Origin of the sequence: Streptomyces xiamenensis (assembly GCF_000993785.3) — a bacterium.
Taxonomy (GTDB): Bacteria; Actinomycetota; Actinomycetes; order Streptomycetales; family Streptomycetaceae; genus Streptomyces; species Streptomyces xiamenensis.
This window is the reverse complement of the sequence record NZ_CP009922.3, coordinates 4,056,332-4,071,007: the sequence shown is the minus strand read 5'-3', so window position 1 is coordinate 4,071,007 and position 14,676 is coordinate 4,056,332. Positions and strand designations below refer to the sequence as shown.

General features: G+C 72.5%; 16 protein-coding genes and 1 tRNA gene. 4 read left to right on the top strand and 13 right to left on the bottom strand.

Annotated features, from left to right (window positions below; all coding sequences use genetic code 11):
• The first annotated feature begins 59 nt into the window (after positions 1 to 59).
• The gene (locus tag SXIM_RS18905; RefSeq protein WP_053116251.1) at positions 60 to 317 is read left to right on the top strand and encodes a hypothetical protein; all 258 of its coding nucleotides are present in this window, start codon (positions 60 to 62) and stop codon (positions 315 to 317) included.
• 14 nt (positions 318 to 331) lie between these two features.
• On the opposite strand, the gene SXIM_RS18900 is transcribed toward SXIM_RS18905, so the two are convergent.
• The 8 genes from SXIM_RS18900 to SXIM_RS18865 all read right to left on the bottom strand — a co-directional run bounded on the left by SXIM_RS18900 (position 332) and on the right by SXIM_RS18865 (position 5,977).
• Positions 332 to 511 carry a hypothetical protein gene (locus tag SXIM_RS18900; RefSeq protein WP_046724733.1) on the bottom strand — a complete coding sequence of 60 codons (180 nt, stop codon included), beginning with the start codon at positions 509 to 511 and terminating at the stop codon, positions 332 to 334.
• A 158-nt stretch (positions 512 to 669) separates the two neighbouring features.
• On the bottom strand, positions 670 to 1,086 hold the full coding sequence (locus SXIM_RS18895; RefSeq protein WP_078847105.1) for a peptidoglycan-binding domain-containing protein: 417 nt from the start codon (positions 1,084 to 1,086) through the stop codon (positions 670 to 672).
• Between the two features lie 243 nt (positions 1,087 to 1,329).
• Positions 1,330 to 1,782 carry a peptidoglycan-binding domain-containing protein gene (locus SXIM_RS18890; protein WP_046724732.1) on the bottom strand — a complete coding sequence of 151 codons (453 nt, stop codon included), beginning with the start codon at positions 1,780 to 1,782 and terminating at the stop codon, positions 1,330 to 1,332.
• Positions 1,783 to 1,799: 17 nt separating this feature from the next.
• The gene (locus SXIM_RS18885) at positions 1,800 to 2,252 is read right to left on the bottom strand and encodes a peptidoglycan-binding domain-containing protein (RefSeq protein ID WP_046724731.1); all 453 of its coding nucleotides are present in this window, start codon (positions 2,250 to 2,252) and stop codon (positions 1,800 to 1,802) included.
• A 166-nt stretch (positions 2,253 to 2,418) separates the two neighbouring features.
• Positions 2,419 to 3,417 (bottom strand): helix-turn-helix domain-containing protein, encoded by a 999-nt coding sequence (locus SXIM_RS18880; protein WP_046724730.1) that lies wholly within the window; start codon positions 3,415 to 3,417, stop codon positions 2,419 to 2,421.
• A 567-nt stretch (positions 3,418 to 3,984) separates the two neighbouring features.
• Positions 3,985 to 4,057: transfer RNA gene (locus SXIM_RS18875), tRNA-His, on the bottom strand.
• Positions 4,058 to 4,162: 105 nt separating this feature from the next.
• On the bottom strand, positions 4,163 to 4,759 hold the full coding sequence (gene orn, locus SXIM_RS18870; RefSeq protein ID WP_030737149.1) for an oligoribonuclease: 597 nt from the start codon (positions 4,757 to 4,759) through the stop codon (positions 4,163 to 4,165).
• Positions 4,760 to 4,858: 99 nt separating this feature from the next.
• A complete protein-coding gene (locus tag SXIM_RS18865; RefSeq protein WP_030737153.1) occupies positions 4,859 to 5,977 on the bottom strand; it encodes a GlxA family transcriptional regulator in 1,119 nt (372 codons plus the stop codon).
• Positions 5,978 to 6,622: 645 nt separating this feature from the next.
• On the opposite strand from SXIM_RS18865, the gene SXIM_RS18860 reads away from it, so the two are divergent.
• Positions 6,623 to 7,144: a universal stress protein gene (locus SXIM_RS18860; RefSeq protein ID WP_030737156.1), complete on the top strand. Its 522-nt coding sequence runs from the start codon at positions 6,623 to 6,625 to the stop codon at positions 7,142 to 7,144.
• Between the two features lie 418 nt (positions 7,145 to 7,562).
• Here SXIM_RS18860 and glmS read toward each other — a convergent pair whose 3' ends face one another.
• The 5 genes from glmS to SXIM_RS18835 all read right to left on the bottom strand — a co-directional run bounded on the left by glmS (position 7,563) and on the right by SXIM_RS18835 (position 12,835).
• On the bottom strand, positions 7,563 to 9,383 hold the full coding sequence (gene glmS / locus SXIM_RS18855) for a glutamine--fructose-6-phosphate transaminase (isomerizing) (protein WP_030737159.1): 1,821 nt from the start codon (positions 9,381 to 9,383) through the stop codon (positions 7,563 to 7,565).
• Positions 9,384 to 9,478: 95 nt separating this feature from the next.
• The gene (locus tag SXIM_RS18850; protein WP_030737162.1) at positions 9,479 to 9,757 is read right to left on the bottom strand and encodes a hypothetical protein; all 279 of its coding nucleotides are present in this window, start codon (positions 9,755 to 9,757) and stop codon (positions 9,479 to 9,481) included.
• A gap of 72 nt (positions 9,758 to 9,829) precedes the next feature.
• On the bottom strand, positions 9,830 to 10,660 hold the full coding sequence (locus SXIM_RS18845) for an ABC transporter ATP-binding protein (protein ID WP_030737165.1): 831 nt from the start codon (positions 10,658 to 10,660) through the stop codon (positions 9,830 to 9,832).
• Between the two features lies 1 nt (position 10,661).
• Positions 10,662 to 11,765, bottom strand: coding sequence for a FecCD family ABC transporter permease (locus SXIM_RS18840; protein ID WP_030737167.1), 1,104 nt, complete (start codon positions 11,763 to 11,765; stop codon positions 10,662 to 10,664).
• Positions 11,762 to 12,835 (bottom strand): FecCD family ABC transporter permease, encoded by a 1,074-nt coding sequence (locus tag SXIM_RS18835; protein ID WP_030737170.1) that lies wholly within the window; start codon positions 12,833 to 12,835, stop codon positions 11,762 to 11,764. The genes SXIM_RS18840 and SXIM_RS18835 overlap by 4 nt, the downstream gene beginning before the upstream one ends.
• A 121-nt stretch (positions 12,836 to 12,956) precedes the next feature.
• Here SXIM_RS18835 and SXIM_RS18830 point away from each other — a divergent pair, with 121 nt between their 5' ends.
• Positions 12,957 to 13,964: an ABC transporter substrate-binding protein gene (locus SXIM_RS18830; RefSeq protein ID WP_218941164.1), complete on the top strand. Its 1,008-nt coding sequence runs from the start codon at positions 12,957 to 12,959 to the stop codon at positions 13,962 to 13,964.
• Positions 13,965 to 13,998: 34 nt separating this feature from the next.
• Positions 13,999 to 14,643: a hypothetical protein gene (locus SXIM_RS18825; RefSeq protein ID WP_053116250.1), complete on the top strand. Its 645-nt coding sequence runs from the start codon at positions 13,999 to 14,001 to the stop codon at positions 14,641 to 14,643.
• Positions 14,644 to 14,676 lie beyond the last annotated feature (33 nt).

Sequence of the window (14,676 nt, the reverse complement as noted above, 5' to 3'; positions counted from 1 at the left end):
CGTCCGGGCCTGTGGACAACGCGTGAACGTGTGAAAACGCACGAGGGGGAGCGGAACTCATGGTGATAGTGATCGGCGTGGTGCTGGTGCTCGTGGTGGGATCCATCGCGCTCCGGGCCTTCCGGAGCGGTTTCAGCGCGCCCCGGGGTGGGCGCGGGGGCGGATCACCGGCGCACACGGACCACCACGGCGGTAACGGTGGTGACAGCGGAAGCGGCTGGGGCTGGGGTGGCGGCGACAGCGACAGCGGGAGCGGCGGAAGCAGCGGCGACAGTGGGGGCGGCGGAGGCGACGGCGGCGGGGGCGGCGGCGACTGAGCCCACCGGACGCCTCACCGCCCAGGCCTGCGGCGTTCGCGGATCCGGGTCCCGACGAGGCTGCCACCGCCGATGGCCGCGATCCCGAGCACGGCCTGCCGCGGCCCGTCCTCCAGCAGCAGGGCGATCACTCCGACGACCAGCAGAATCCCCGCCAGCAGCAGAGCGTCCGACCACCTCGCGCCCACGCCCATGCCCGCACACCGGCCCTTCTCTTCCCGCCGGACAACACCCCGAACGCCCCCGGTGCGCCCGGGAGCAGGACCATGATGCGCCCTCTCCCGGCGGGGACGGACCGCCGGGCAGCGCCGAGCGGTCCGCCCGGCCGGGGCGGACCGCTCGGCACGGTCGGTCAGGGCAGGTAGTTGGCGAACCGCTTGAACGCGGCCTGGGTTCCGGAGCCCGCGATCCCGTCGATCGCACCGGTGTAGCCCCAGCCCGCCTTCAGCCAGCGCTGCATGGCCTTCACCGTGTTGGGACCGACGATCCCGTCGATGGCGTCGTTGTAGTTCCAGCCTCCCCGCAGCATGCGCTGCAGGGCCTTCCAGCTCTCGGTGCCGAGCTGCCCGTCGATGGCGCCCCGGTAACCCCAGGTGTCCCTCAGCCACCGCTGGACGCTCTGGGCCTGGCTCGTGCTCAGGCCGAGGTTGACCACGGCGAGCGAGGCGACGGACTCGGAGGCCACCACCTGCTGCTTACCGGACGGTGCCGCCACCGCCGTACCCGCGGTCACCAGACTCCCCGCACCGACCGCGCAGATCGCGGTCATCGTGACGAATGTCCTGGTCATGTTCTTCGTACGCACGTCCTTCTCCTTCTTCGTCGTGCGGGGCGGCACCCGACGCCGTCGCGGCGCCGCCCCCTCATGAAGGGCACACGCCGGGGCGGCCCCGGCCAGGGGCCGCCCCGTTCCCCGCGCGCGGGCAGAAATCTCCCCCGGAGCACTTCTGCCGTCCCTCGCGGCCCGCCCGTGGCACCCCCCGGTCCCGGGCGCGCCCCTCCCGGCGGACCGTCAGGAAAGCCCGTTGGCGAACCGCTTGAACGCCGCCTGGGTGCCGGAACCCGCGATCCCGTCGATCGCACCGGTGTAGCCCCAGGCCGACTTCAGCCAGCGCTGGAGTGCCTTCACCGTGTTGGGACCGACGATCCCGTCGATCGCGTCGGTGTAACCGGAGCTCTGCCGCAGGAACCGCTGCAGGGCCTTCCAGCTCTCGGTACCCAGCTGCCCGTCGATCGCGCCGGTGTAGCCGAAGTACGTCTTCAGCCAGCGCTGGAGCTTCTGGGCCTCGGCGGAGGTCAGACCCAGGTTGACCACGGCGAGCGGGGCGACGGACTCGGCAGCCACCACCTGCTGCTTCCCGGACGGCGCGGCCACCGCCGTACCCGCGGTCACCAGACTCCCCGCACCGATCCCCGCGACCGCCACCAGGGCGACCAGGGGCTTCGTGAACGTCATCGATCGCATGCTTCTCTCCTCTTGAGTCAGCCGAGTCCGTTGGCGAACCGCTTGAACGCGGCCTGGGTTCCGGCACCGGCGATCCCGTCGATGGCACCGGTGTAGCCGTTCGCCTGTCGCAGCCAGTACTGCAGCGCCCGGATGGTGTTGGGCCCGACGATCCCGTCGATCGCGTCGGTGTAACCGGCCTGCTGCCGCAGGAAGCGCTGCATGGCCTTCCAGCTCTCGGTGCCCAGCTGCCCGTCGATCGCACCGGTGTAGTTGAAGTACGTCCTCAGCCAGCGCTGGACCTTCTGGGCCTCGGCGGAGGTCAGACCCAGGTTGACCACGGCGAGCGGGGCGACGGACTCGGAAGCCGCCGCCTGCTGCTTCCCGGACGGCGCCGCCGCGGCGGTGCCCGTGGTCACCAGGCCGGCCGCACCGACAGCGCAGATCACGGTCGCCGTGACGAGGGTCCTCGCCATGCTCTTCGAGCGCATTCTTTCCCCCTTTTTCCGACACGGGGAGCAGCACCGCGCGGCTCGCAACGCCTCCCCCTCGTGAGCGCCGCGCTCTGGTCGGCGCGCCGCTCACCTGCTGATACGTGTCATTCCACCGGCGCGCGCCCTGATCCGCCAGAGCCTTGGGGCCGGTTGGCGGGGAGAGTCAAGATCCCGGGCACTGCGGGTCAAGAACGAGCCGTCTGGCCTCGCTGGGGGTGCGGCCGAACTGCCGCGCGTAGGCCCGGGTGAAGTGCGCGTGCGAGGCGAAGCCCCAGCGGCGGGCGACGGCGTGCACGGGGACGCGGGTGCGCGTCGGGTCGGTCAGCTCACCGTGGGCGCGTTCGAGACGACGGCGCCGGATGTGGGCGGCGGGCGTCGTGCCCTGCCGCTCAAAGATCCGGTGCAACTGGCGTACGGAGACATGGTGCTGGGCCGCGACTACGGCGGGCTTCAGAGTGGGGTCGGTGAGATGCCGCTCGATGAACATCTTGACGGCGAGCAGCAGGGTGCGCTCCGCGCTCTCCTCGTCCCGCGGCGGGGCGCTGTCGAGCGTGTGGGTGATCAGCCCGGTGACCAGGTCGGCGAGCGTGGTGGCGAGCCGGGGAACGTCGGCCGGGCGGTAGGTGCGGTACTGCTGCCGCAGATGGATGACGTAGTGGGCGAGCAGCGCGCCGAAGCCGTGCCGGGAGGACAGCGCGTGCCCCAGGATTTCGCCGGTCGGGGTGTTCGGGGGCAAGCTCAGCCGGCTCTTGGGAATCTCGACGCAGTCCCCGCCGAACGGCAGGTCGGGGGTGGTGGCGCCGACGGTGAAGGGCCGCGAGGTGTCCACCAGATACAGCTCGCCCGGGCCGGTGACGTGCTGCCCGCCGCTCTGGCTGACGACCAGCGGAGAGGCCCCGGGGGTGGGCAGCGCGATGTGCAGGAGTTCGGGGTCGGAGTGCCGGATGAGGCGGGGAGTACGGCGCGCCTCGACGGCCCGCATGGTGATCGGCAGCACCCGGATGTCCTCCAGCGTGATCAGCCGCGACCGGCCCTGGAAGTCGGTGGTGATGTCGCTGGTGATCTCCATCGGGGCGATGAGCGAGATGAGGGTCTGGCGCCAGTACTCGAAGCGGTCGTGGGGCGCGAGGTGACGACTGTCGAGCACGGTCGTGGGCAGCATGCGGCTCTCCTGGGCTGGTCGGGCGTGGAGTCGCGGTGGGTGATGCGCCATGTACGGCGCGGGGCCGGACCCGTCCGGTGGCCCGCCCCCGTCCCCGGCCCCCCGGAGCGGCCCGCGGGTGGGCCCCGTCCGGCGGCATGCCGGCCCACCCCCACGGCACCCACCCCCGGTGCGCCGAAAATCGTCTTCATCCTCCCCGCCCCGCCCACCGGGGATGCTGTGGCACGCGTCTCCCGCCTCCGTGCCCGTGATCCGCCCGCTTCGCGGAACCACCGCCCGGGCTGCTGCAGCGGCCGGCGGCCCGCATAATCCGGCCGGGGCGAGGCGCCGCGGAGGGCGCCCACCCGCGCCCTGCGGGCCCCACTCGCGACGGACGGCGGGGCGAGGACCACCGACACCGGCCCCGGGGGGAACGCCCGGGTGACCAAGGCGACTTGCCAGCCGAACGGTCGCTGCGCCCCGGTCCGCCCGTGATGCGCCCGTTCCCGGACCGGCCACGGGCCCCACCGCATCCGCACGACAAAGGGCCCGACCCGCGTTTCCGCAGGTCAGGCCCTTAATCTAGAGGGTGAGTGACGGGACTTGAACCCGCGGCCACCTGGACCACAACCAGGTGCTCTACCAACTGAGCTACACCCACCATGACCGACTCGGGAGGCTTTTTACGGCTCTCCCCGCTCGGCCGTATTGAGTGTACAGGGTGCGCGGGGCACTTCGCTCCCGCGTTCCCCGCGGCCCACCCGGGTCACTGCGCGGCGTGCCGCGCCGCGATCCTCTTGGCCGTGTCGGAGTCGGGTCCCGGCTGCGGCACGAAGAGCGCCTCGCGGTAGTAACGCAGCTCCGCGATGGACTCCTTGATGTCCGCCAGCGCCCGGTGCTGTCCGCCCTTGGGGGGGCTGTTGAAGTAGACCCGCGGGTACCAGCGGCGGGCCAGCTCCTTCACCGAGGAGACGTCCACGATCCGGTAGTGCAGGTGCCCCTCCAGGGCCGGCATGTCCCGGGCGAGGAATCCCCGGTCGGTGCCGACGGAGTTGCCGCACAGCGGGGTGCGGCCGGCCTCCGGCGCGTACGTGCGGACGTACTCCAGCACCTGCCGCTCGGCGTCCTCCAGCGTCGTGCCGTCGTCCAGCTCGTCCAGCAGCCCCGAGGTGGTGTGCATGGTGCGCACCACCTCCGGCATGGTGGCCAGCGCGGCGGCGGGCGGGCGGATCACGATGTCCACGCCCTCCCCGAGTACGTTCAGCTCAGAGTCGGTGACCAGCGCGGCCACCTCGATGAGCGCGTCGTCGATCAGCGAGAGACCTGTCATCTCGCAGTCGATCCACACCATCCGGTCGTTCATGCGGGCAACCCTACGCCGGGCGTTCGGGGCCCACGGGACGGCCCGCCTCCCGGTGTCCCGGGCGGCGGGCCGCCGTGTACCTGTGGGTGGTGCTCCCGTTCAGGCCACCGGCCGGCCCCGCTGCCCCGGCACTCGGGGCGAGAAGCCGTCGGTGACGGGCTTGGCGCGCCCGGCCGCCGACTCCTGCTGCCGGGCCCGGTAGGCGGCCCGGTAGGCCGCCGGGGAGGCCCCCAGCTGGCGCCGGAAGTGCCCGCGCAGGGCGACGGGGGAACGGAAGCCGCAGCGGCCCGCCACCTCGTCCACCGAGTAGTCGGAGACCTCCAGCAGGCGCTGCGCCTGGAGCACCCGCTGCGTGATCAGCCACTGCAGGGGAGCGCTCCCAGTAAGGGACCGGAAGCGCCGGTCGAACGTGCGGCGGCTCATGTACGCGCGGGCCGCCAGGGTCTCCACGTCGAACTGCTCGTGGAGGTGCTCCAGCGCCCAGGCCACCACCTCGGCCAGCGGATCCGCGCCGATGTCCTCTGGTAAAGAGCGGTCCAGGTGGCGCGGCTGGCCGCTCTCGGCGCCGTTGCCGGCACCCCCTCTCCTGGTGGGCAGCACCAGCCGTCTGGCCAGGGCCGCCGCGGCTTCGGGGCCGTGGTCCATGCGGACGATGTGCAGACACAGATCGATCCCCGCGGCCGTGCCGGCCGAGGTGAGGATGTCACCGTCGTCGACGAACAGCTCCCGCGGGTCCACATGGACCGACGGATAGCGCTTGGCCAGCGTGGGGGCGTACATCCAGTGGGTTGTCGCCGGCCTGCCGTCCAGCAGGCCGGCCGCTCCGAGCGCGAACGCACCGGTGCACAACCCGACAATGCGGGCACCCTCACTGTGCGCCCGGCGCAGCGCGGCGAGCGCGGCGGCGGGCGGCGGTCCGGTGATCGACCGCCAGGCGGGGACGATGACGGTACCGGCCCGGGAGATCGCCCCCAGACCGTAGGGCGCGCGCAGTTCCAGTCCGCCCGTGGTGCGCAGCGGTCCTTCCTCCCCCGCGCACGCCAGCAGGCGGTAGCGCGGTACTCCGGCGTCCTGACGATCGACGCCGAAGACGGAGAGCGGGATGGAACTTTCGAACATGGGGCTGCCACTGAACAGCAACACCGCGACGATCTCGCGGCGGCGCCGGGCAGCGAGCTTGACGGCGGGCTCGGGGCCGTGCGTTGGGTCCTGGCTCATGCTCCTCAGTTCCCTCGGTCGTCGCATCCTCTCGGTCCTGCACGTTTCCCCCGACGTGATTGCCAAGATCGAATCTACTGTGTCGGATGAGGTCGGCGGGACAAGTTCATCACTCGGCGCTAAATCGACATGACAACGTGGCGCGAAGCAGTCGATCAGGAAGCGTTACACGTACGAGCAGTTGGGGGAAGTGCGCCTTCTCGTCGTGCTCCGCACCGCCGGTGGCCGGGCCCCCCGGTGCCTCGCCGTTTCCCCGTGGGGCCGTGGGGTTGGCGGGGCGGGTGGGCAAGGTGTTTCAGCAGTGGGGAAGTTGGCTGAAAATAAAAGTCGTCAACAAGACTCCCGGCCGGTGATCGGACGTTCCGGCGGGTCGCCGGCAACGCCACAGACACCGTATCGTTACGCTCCGGCATCGGTCGCACACAAGGGCGCGGCGACCATTGCGCCCCGCCCCGCGGTGCGGCATGCTGCTCGGTCACGGTTCGCGGGGTTGACAACGCCGTCAGCGGGAACCAGCAATGTACGACGTCATCTGGAGGTGGGCTTGTGGCTGACGAAACAGCCTTGACGTGGGCCCTTCCGTGTCCCACACCCGTCCCTGCCGTGCTCACGAGGTCTCCTCGCTGACCGCCCGCCGAGGCACTGATGGCTGGATACGAGCTCCCAGAACCCACGGACCGCAAGCGTCTCGCGGATCCGTCCACTCCCCCCGCGCCCGCCGACGATGAGCGGTACGCACGCGACCCCGCATTTCAGCATGGTGTCGTAGTCGGATTCGACGGATCGACCACCAGTGAGCGTGCTCTCGCATACGCCATTGGCATGGCTCACCGCGCCGGCTCCGGGCTGATCATCGTTCATGTGGCGAACCGACTGCCGACCACCGTATGGGCGGGATGCGAACCCCCCGCCCTGGTGGACATCCCCGATCACCGCACCGAGGTCATCGGTCTGGAGCTGGCGTGCTCGGACCTGCTGGCCGACCTCCCCTGGGTCCTGCTGGAGCGTGGCGGCGACATCTGCCACGAACTGGAGGAGGTGGGCCAGGAGTACGAGGCGGACGCCATCGTCGTGGGCACCACCCAGGGGCTGCTGGGGCGGCTGTTCGGCTCGGTGTCCGGGCGGCTGGCCCGCCGGGCCCGGCGGCCGGTCATCGTCATCCCGTAGCCTCCGGGGCACCGCGCGCGACCGCCGGCGCGCGCCGTCGTGCTCCCGTGCGCCCCGCTGCCTCCGCCGGCCGCACGGCAGGGGTCGTCTGCCCGCTTTTCACCCGGCCACTCCCCCGGGGGTCGTTCCCCGGCCACCGGCGCCCGCCCCGGCGCGCCCGGTCGCGCGCCGCCGGGACACCGCCGCAAATTGCTGCCCCTCGCGGGGTGGATTGTGCGCTTGTGAGGGGCATACAGGGAGCAAGACCTCTGGCTGCCGCCGGGAGGTGACGGACCCGGCGGCGGCTGTCCCCGACGCCGGCGTAATGGGCGACGCCGGCGCGAGATGGCGGCCCCCGGGGGTGCGTATGGTGGCACGCACCCCGTCCGGGGGCCGCCGCTCTGTCCGCTTCGCCGCGAGGACGCCGCGGTGAGCGCGCCTACTCCACGGTGACGGACTTGGCCAGGTTGCGCGGCTTGTCGATGTCCCGGCCCAGCGCCAGCGCCGTGTGGTACGCCAGCAGCTGCAGGGGGATGCCCATCAGCACCGGGTCCAGCTCGGGCTCGTTGCGCGGCACCACGATGGTGTCGTCGGCCTTCTCCTGCTCGCTGTGCGCCACCGCCAGGATCCGCCCGCTGCGGGCCTTGATCTCCTCCAGGGTGGCCCGGTTCTTCTCCAGCAGGTCATCGTCCGGGATGATCGCGACGGTCGGGGTCGCGGGCTCGATGAGCGCCAGCGGGCCGTGCTTCAGCTCGGAGGCCGGGTACGCCTCGGCGTGGATGTAGGAGACCTCCTTGAGCTTCAGGGACGCCTCCTTGGCCACCGGGTAGCCGCGCACCCGCCCGACGAACATCATGCTCTTGGCATCGGCGAAGTCGGCCGCCAGCTTGGCGATGCGCGGCTCGTCCGCGAGGACCTCGGCGATCTGGGCGGGCAGCTTGCGCAGCCCCTCGATGATCCGCTTGCCGTCGGAGACCGACAGGTCCCTGATCCGGCCCAGGTGCAGCGCCAGCAGCGCGAAGGCCACCGCCGTGTTGGTGAAGCACTTGGTGGACACCACGCACACCTCGGGCCCGGCGTGCACGTACACGCCGCCGTCCGTCTCGCGGGCGATGGCCGAGCCGACCACGTTCACCACGCCCAGCACCCGGGCGCCCTTGCGCTTGAGCTCCTGCACGGCGGCGAGGGTGTCGTACGTCTCGCCGGACTGGCTGACCGCGATGTACAGGGTGTCGGGGTCCACCACCGCGTTGCGGTAGCGGAACTCGCTGGCCGGCTCGGCGTCCGCGGGGATGCGGGCCAGCTCCTCGATCAGCTGGGCGCCGATCTGACCGGCGTGGTAGGCGGAGCCGCAGCCCAGGATCTTCACCCGGCGCATGGTGCGCGCCTCGCGGGCGTCGAGGTTGAGGCCACCGAGCCGCACGGTCGCGAAGCGGTCGTCGATCCGGCCGCGCAGCACGCGGTCCACGGCGTCCGCCTGCTCGGCGATCTCCTTGTGCATGTACGTGTCGTGGCCGCCCATGTCGTAGCTCTCGGCCTCCCACTCGACGGTGGTGGGCGCGGCGGAGGTACGGGAGCCGTCCGTGGTGTACGTGCGGTAGTCGTCGGCCTTGAGGGTGGCCATCTCGCCGTCGTCCAGGGTGATCACCTGGCGGGTGTGGCTGATGAGCGCGGCCACGTCGGAGGCGACGAACATCTCCTTCTCGCCGATGCCCAGGACCACCGGGGATCCGTTGCGGGCGACCACGATGCGGTCGGGGAAGTCGGCGTGCAGCACGGCGATGCCGTAGGTGCCCTCGACGTAGCGCAGCGCCTCGCGGACCTTCTCCTCCAGCGTCTGCGACTGGGCGCGGGCGATGAGGTGGGCGAGGACCTCGGTGTCGGTGTCGGAGATCAGCTCGACGCCGTCCGCGGTGAGCTTGGCGCGCAGGTCGCCGGAGTTGTCGATGATGCCGTTGTGGACGACGGCGACGCGCTGTGCGGCGTCGGTGTGCGGGTGGGCGTTGATGTCGTTGGGGGCGCCGTGGGTGGCCCAGCGGGTGTGGGCGATACCGGTGGTGCCGGCGAACCGGGCGGGGACCTTGGCCTCCAGGTCGCGGACCCGGCCCTTGTTCTTGACCGTCTTGAGGCCGCCGCCCTTGCCGCTGCTGTGGATGGCGATGCCGGCGGAGTCGTACCCCCGGTATTCGAGGCGCTGCAGCCCCTCCAGGAGGAGGGGGGCGACATCCCGCTTCCCGATGTATCCGACGATTCCACACATAAGGGGTGTCCTCCTGGCTGGTTGGTTCCGTGCTGGGCGGGCGGGTGAGCGGCACGTACGGTGTACGGGGCCCGGCGGGCGCGATACGGCGGCGGTCAGCCGTACACGATCCGCCGCAGCTGTCGTATCGACAGTCGCGGCGGGGCCACCGCCCGGTGCGTCAGCTCCTCGGCGATCCGCTCGAAGATCACCGGATTGGTCAGTCCGTGTCCCTGGAGCTCGCGGTGCCGACGGCGCGTGTACTCCTCGATGGTCTCGTCGAAGTACGCGAGCACATCGAGGACGACACGCGCGGCCTCACCCCTGGCGAGCGGCGTGCTGCGCACCAGGTGATCCACGAGGTCCTCGTGCGAGGACGTCCGACGTTCGAGCACCCCTCGATAGTGCGGATCAAGGACGGTTTCCGCAACAAATCTGCCCGATATCGGGCAGGGAGGTGGCGTTTCTCATTCCCGGGCGGCCAGCTCGGGGATGACCAGCGGGGTTCCGGCGACCGGGCACGCGATCACGGCGGCCCGCAGCCCGAACACCTCCCGCACCAGCTCGGGGGTGACCACCTCGGCCGGCGGGCCGGCCGCCGCCACCTTCCCGTCCCGCATGGCGATCACATGATCGGCGTACCGGCAGGCGAGGTTCAGCTCGTGCAGCACCATCACCACGGTGCGTCCGCGCTCCCGGTTGAGCCGGGCGACCAGCTCCAGCACATCCACCTGGTGGGCGAGGTCCAGATAGGTGGTGGGTTCGTCCAACAGGAGCACCCCGGTGTCCTGGGCCAGCGCCATCGCGATCCACACCCGCTGCCGCTGGCCCCCGGACAGGGCGTCGAGGGAGCGCTCGGCCAGCGCCGTCGCCCCGGTGGCCGCCAGCGCCGCGTCCACCGCCTCCTCGTCGGCCGCCGACCACTGCCGCCACCAGCGCTGGTGCGGGGTACGGCCGCGGGCCACCAGGTCCCGTACGGTGATGCCGTCCGGGGCGGCCGGGGACTGCGGCAGCAGCGCCAGGCGCAGCGCCACCTCCCGGGCGCCCAGGGCGGCGATGTCCCGGCCGTCCAGGTGCACCGCCCCGGCGGCCGGCTTCAGCAGCCTGGCCAGGGCGCGCAGGGCGGTGGACTTGCCGCAGGCGTTCGGCCCGACCAGCACCGTCACCTTGCCGTCCGGGATCCGCAGATCGAGGTCCTCGGCGACGACGTGGTCCCCGTACTCCAGGCGCAGCCCGGTCGCACCGAGGTGCGCCGCCCCGGTGTCCGCGGCGTCCGTCGTGGTGGTCTCGGCGGGCATCTCAGCCTCCCCTTCCGGCCCGGTTGGAGCGGGCGAGCAAGAACAGCAGGTACGGGGCGCCCACGGCGCCGGTGACGATGCCGACCGGCAGTTCGGTCGGGGCGAGCACCAGCCGCCCGGCGAGGTCGGCGGCCAGCATCAGGACGGCGCCCATCAGCCCGGAGGTGAGCAGCGGCACCCCGGCGGTGCCGGCGACCCGGCGGGCGATCTGCGGGGCGCCCAGGGCCACGAACGCGACCGGGCCCGCCACCGCGGTCGCCACCGCGGCCAGGCAGGTCGCGGCGATCAGCAGCACGACGCGCGCCCGGTGCAGCCGCATGCCCAGGCTCAGCGCGGTGGAGTCGTCGAACTGGAGCAGCTGGTAGGGACGGGCCAGCGCGAAGGTGAGCGGCACCAGGATCAGCAGCGCCCAGCCGACCCACGCGACGTGCGACCAGCTGCGGCCGTTGAGCGAACCGGTGAGCCAGACCATGGCGCGCGCGGCCTGATCGATGTCGGCGCGGGCCAGCATCCAGCGGGTGAGCGCGGCCAGCGCCCCGGCGGCGGCGATGCCCACCAGGACGAAGCGGTAGCCGGTGATGGTGCCGCCCCGGTAGGCGAAGGCGTAGATCACGGCGGCGGTGAGCAGCGCGCCGCCCAGCGCCCCGAAGGGCACGGCGCCGAAGGTTCCGGCGCCCGCCGCGGTGACCCCGCCGAACAGGATGGTGGCCACCGCGCCGGCCCCGGCTCCGGCCGAGATCCCGATGAGGTCGGGGGAGGCCAGCGGGTTGCGGGTGACGGCCTGGTAGACGGCGCCCGCCATGCCGAAGGCGAGCCCGGCCAGTACGGCGGTCAGGGCACGGGGCAGCCGCAGCTTGTGCACGACGAGATCGGCGGCCCCGTCCCCGTACCCGAACAGCGCGCCCAGCACGTCGCCGGGCGGGATGGCGTAGGTGCCCAGGGAGACGGAGGCGGTGAAGGCGGCGAAGCCGGCGAGCAGCAGCGCCAGGACGGTGGTGGCCACCCTCACCGGTACGCGCAGCCCGAGGGGCCCGGCCTCGGCGGTCAGCGCGGTACGCGGGCCGGTACGGGTCCAGGGCTTCGGCGGGGCGCCGGTGCGGCTCATCGGGTGTGCTCCCGCAGCTTGCCGCGCTTGACCATGACGGCCAGGAAGGGGGCGCCGATGACGGCGGTGATCACTCCGGCCTCCAGTTCTCCGGGCCTGGCCACCACCCGGCCGATGACGTCGGCGGTCAGCAGCAGGACGCCGCCGCCCAGCGCCGAGCAGGGGATCAGCCAGCGGGCGTCCGGGCCGGTGACGGCGCGGACCAGATGCGGGATGACGAGGCCGACGAAGGTGACGGGGCCGGCGGCGGCCACCGCGGCGCCGGTCAGCACGATCACGGCGACCGCGCCCAGCGCGCGGGTGGTGCGCACCTTGGCGCCGAGGGTGGTGGCGAGGTCGTCGCCGAGCGCGAGGGCGTTGAGCCGCCCGCTGAGCGCGATGGCCAGCACCAGACCGATGACGACGAACGGCGCGAGCTGCGGACCGAGTGCGGCGTCGCGCCCGGCGAGCGAGCCGACGGCCCAGGAGCGGTACTGGTCCAGGGTGTTGACGTCGAGCAGGACCAGCGCGCTGGTGAACGAGCCGAGGAAGAGCGTCACGGCTGCGCCGGCCAGGGCGAGTTTGGCGGGGGTGGCGCCTCCGTAGCCGGTGCCGCCGACGGTGTAGGCGAGCAGTCCGGCGAGGGCGCCGCCGAGAAAGGCGAACCAGATGTACTGGTAGGAGTGGGTGAGCGAGAACAGTCCGATGCCGGCCGCGACGGCGAAGGCCGCCCCGGCGCTGACCCCGATCAGGCCCGGGTCGCCCAGCGGGTTGCGGGTGATGTCCTGGGCCACGGCCCCGGCGGCGCCGAGCGCGAGACCCACCAGCAGGCCCAGCACGGTACGCGGGAGACGCAGGTCGCGCACCACCACGGCGTCGCCCTCGCGGCTTCCGGTGAGCGCGGCCAGCACATCGCCGAGCGCGACCGGTTTGCTGCCGATGGCGAGGGAGGCGAACACGGCGGCGACCAGGGCGAGCAGCAGCACGAGCAGCGCGACCGTGCGGGCCGGGCGGCCGCGGCCGGGCGGGGGCGGGGCCGGCGGCGCCTGGACGGCGTCGGCGGTACTGGCGGAGGTGTCGGACACGCCCACAAGGTAAGGCAAGCCTGACTTGTGCGGTTCGCCACCCCCGTCTTCCGCCGGTCACCGAACGCTGGCTATGCTCACACCGCCCTTACCAAGGCAAGCCTTACCTAAAACGAAAGAGGGACCCGTGACCACCCCCCTGCGGCGCCGCTGGCGCCTCCGCGTCGGCGCCTTCGCGCTGATGACCGCGCTGGCCGCCGGGCTGGCCGGCTGCGGGTCCGACGGCGGATCCTCGCCGGCCGACAGTGACGACAGCGCCACCGGCGCCGGCTCCGGCGACGCGTCGTTCCCGCGCACCATCACCCACGACAAGGGCAGCACCGAGATCCCGGCCGCACCGCAGCGGATCGTGGCGCTGGACAACAGCCTGGTCGAGGCGGTCGTAGCCCTGGACGGCAACCTCGTGGCCGGCGTCGGCGGCTACCGCAACCTGGACGGCTTCCCCGCGTACCTGGGCGACGCCGTCAAGGACACCGTGGACGTGGGCCCGCTGGAGAGCCCCAACCTGGAGCAGATCATGCTCCTGGAGCCCGATCTGATCATCTCCGCGACGGTGCGCCACGACGAGCTGTACGACACGCTCTCCGACATCGCGCCCACCGTGTTCGTCGCCACCACCGGGCCGACCTGGAAGGACAACATCGCCCTGGTCGGCGAGGCGCTGGGGGCGGAGGACCGGGCGGCGGAACAGATCACCGCGTACGAGACCCGGGCGGCGGCGATCGGCGAGGCGGTCAACGCCGCGCACGACAATCCGACCGTCTCGGTCATCCGGTTCCTCGACGGCCCCACCCGGATCTATCTGCCGCACACCTTCTCCGGCATCATCCTGGCCGACATGGGGCTGACCCGGCCGGAGAACCAGCGCGATCCCGAGGAGTTCACCCTGGAGATCAGCGAGGAGCAGATCGAGCAGGCCGAGGCCGATGTGATCTTCTACACCACGTACGCGGGGGGCGAGGACCGCAAGGAGCGGTTCCTGGCGAACCCGCTGTGGGAACGGCTGAGCGCGGTACAGAACGGCGCCGTGTACGAGGTCGAGGACGCCATCTGGATGACCTCGGTGTCCCTGCAGGGCGCGGACCAGGTGCTGGACAACATGGCGGAGATCTTCGGCGTCGACGCGGCGAAGTAGTCCCGGGGACGGACGGCGGGCGGAGAATACGGGCATGATCCCCCAGCGCTCGGCCCGCCGCCGTCTGACCACGACCGTTCTGCTGCTTCCGCTGCTCGCGCTGCCGCTCACCGCCTGCGGCAGCGAGGGCTCGGCCGCCCCCGCCGCCGAGGCCGCCGACCCGACGCCGGCCGACACCTCCGCCGCGCCCGACGCTCCGGACCCGTCCGAGCCCGCCGACCCGGCGGACCCCTCCGCCCCCGCGGAGTTCCCCGGCGTGGCCCCGGAGCTGATCTACCTGACCGAGATCCCCGGCCACACTCTGGCGCCGCAGTCGGCGGGGGTCATCGGGGAGGACGGCTGGGGCTGCTCCTACGTCTCCGCCACGGGCGGGACGATCGAACTGCGGGTGGAACGGGCCGAGCCCGGCGCGGCCGACACGGACATCACCGCCGACCGGGCGGCGGGCATCACCGAGTTCCACCGGATCCGCGACGGCGTGCGGATCTCGGTTGTCACGACCGACCCGGACGCCGACCCCGACCTGCTGCGCGCCGCACTGGAGGCCGCGCATCCCGCCGACGCCGCCGAACTGGCCGAGGCGCTGCCGCAGGAGGACGGCGGCGCCCCGGTACGGCGCGGCGATCTCCCGCCCAACGGCGACGGCGCCCCCCTGGATCCGGAGGGCGCCGCCGGCTGAGTCACCGGCCCGCCGGGGCCGCTCGGCCGGAAC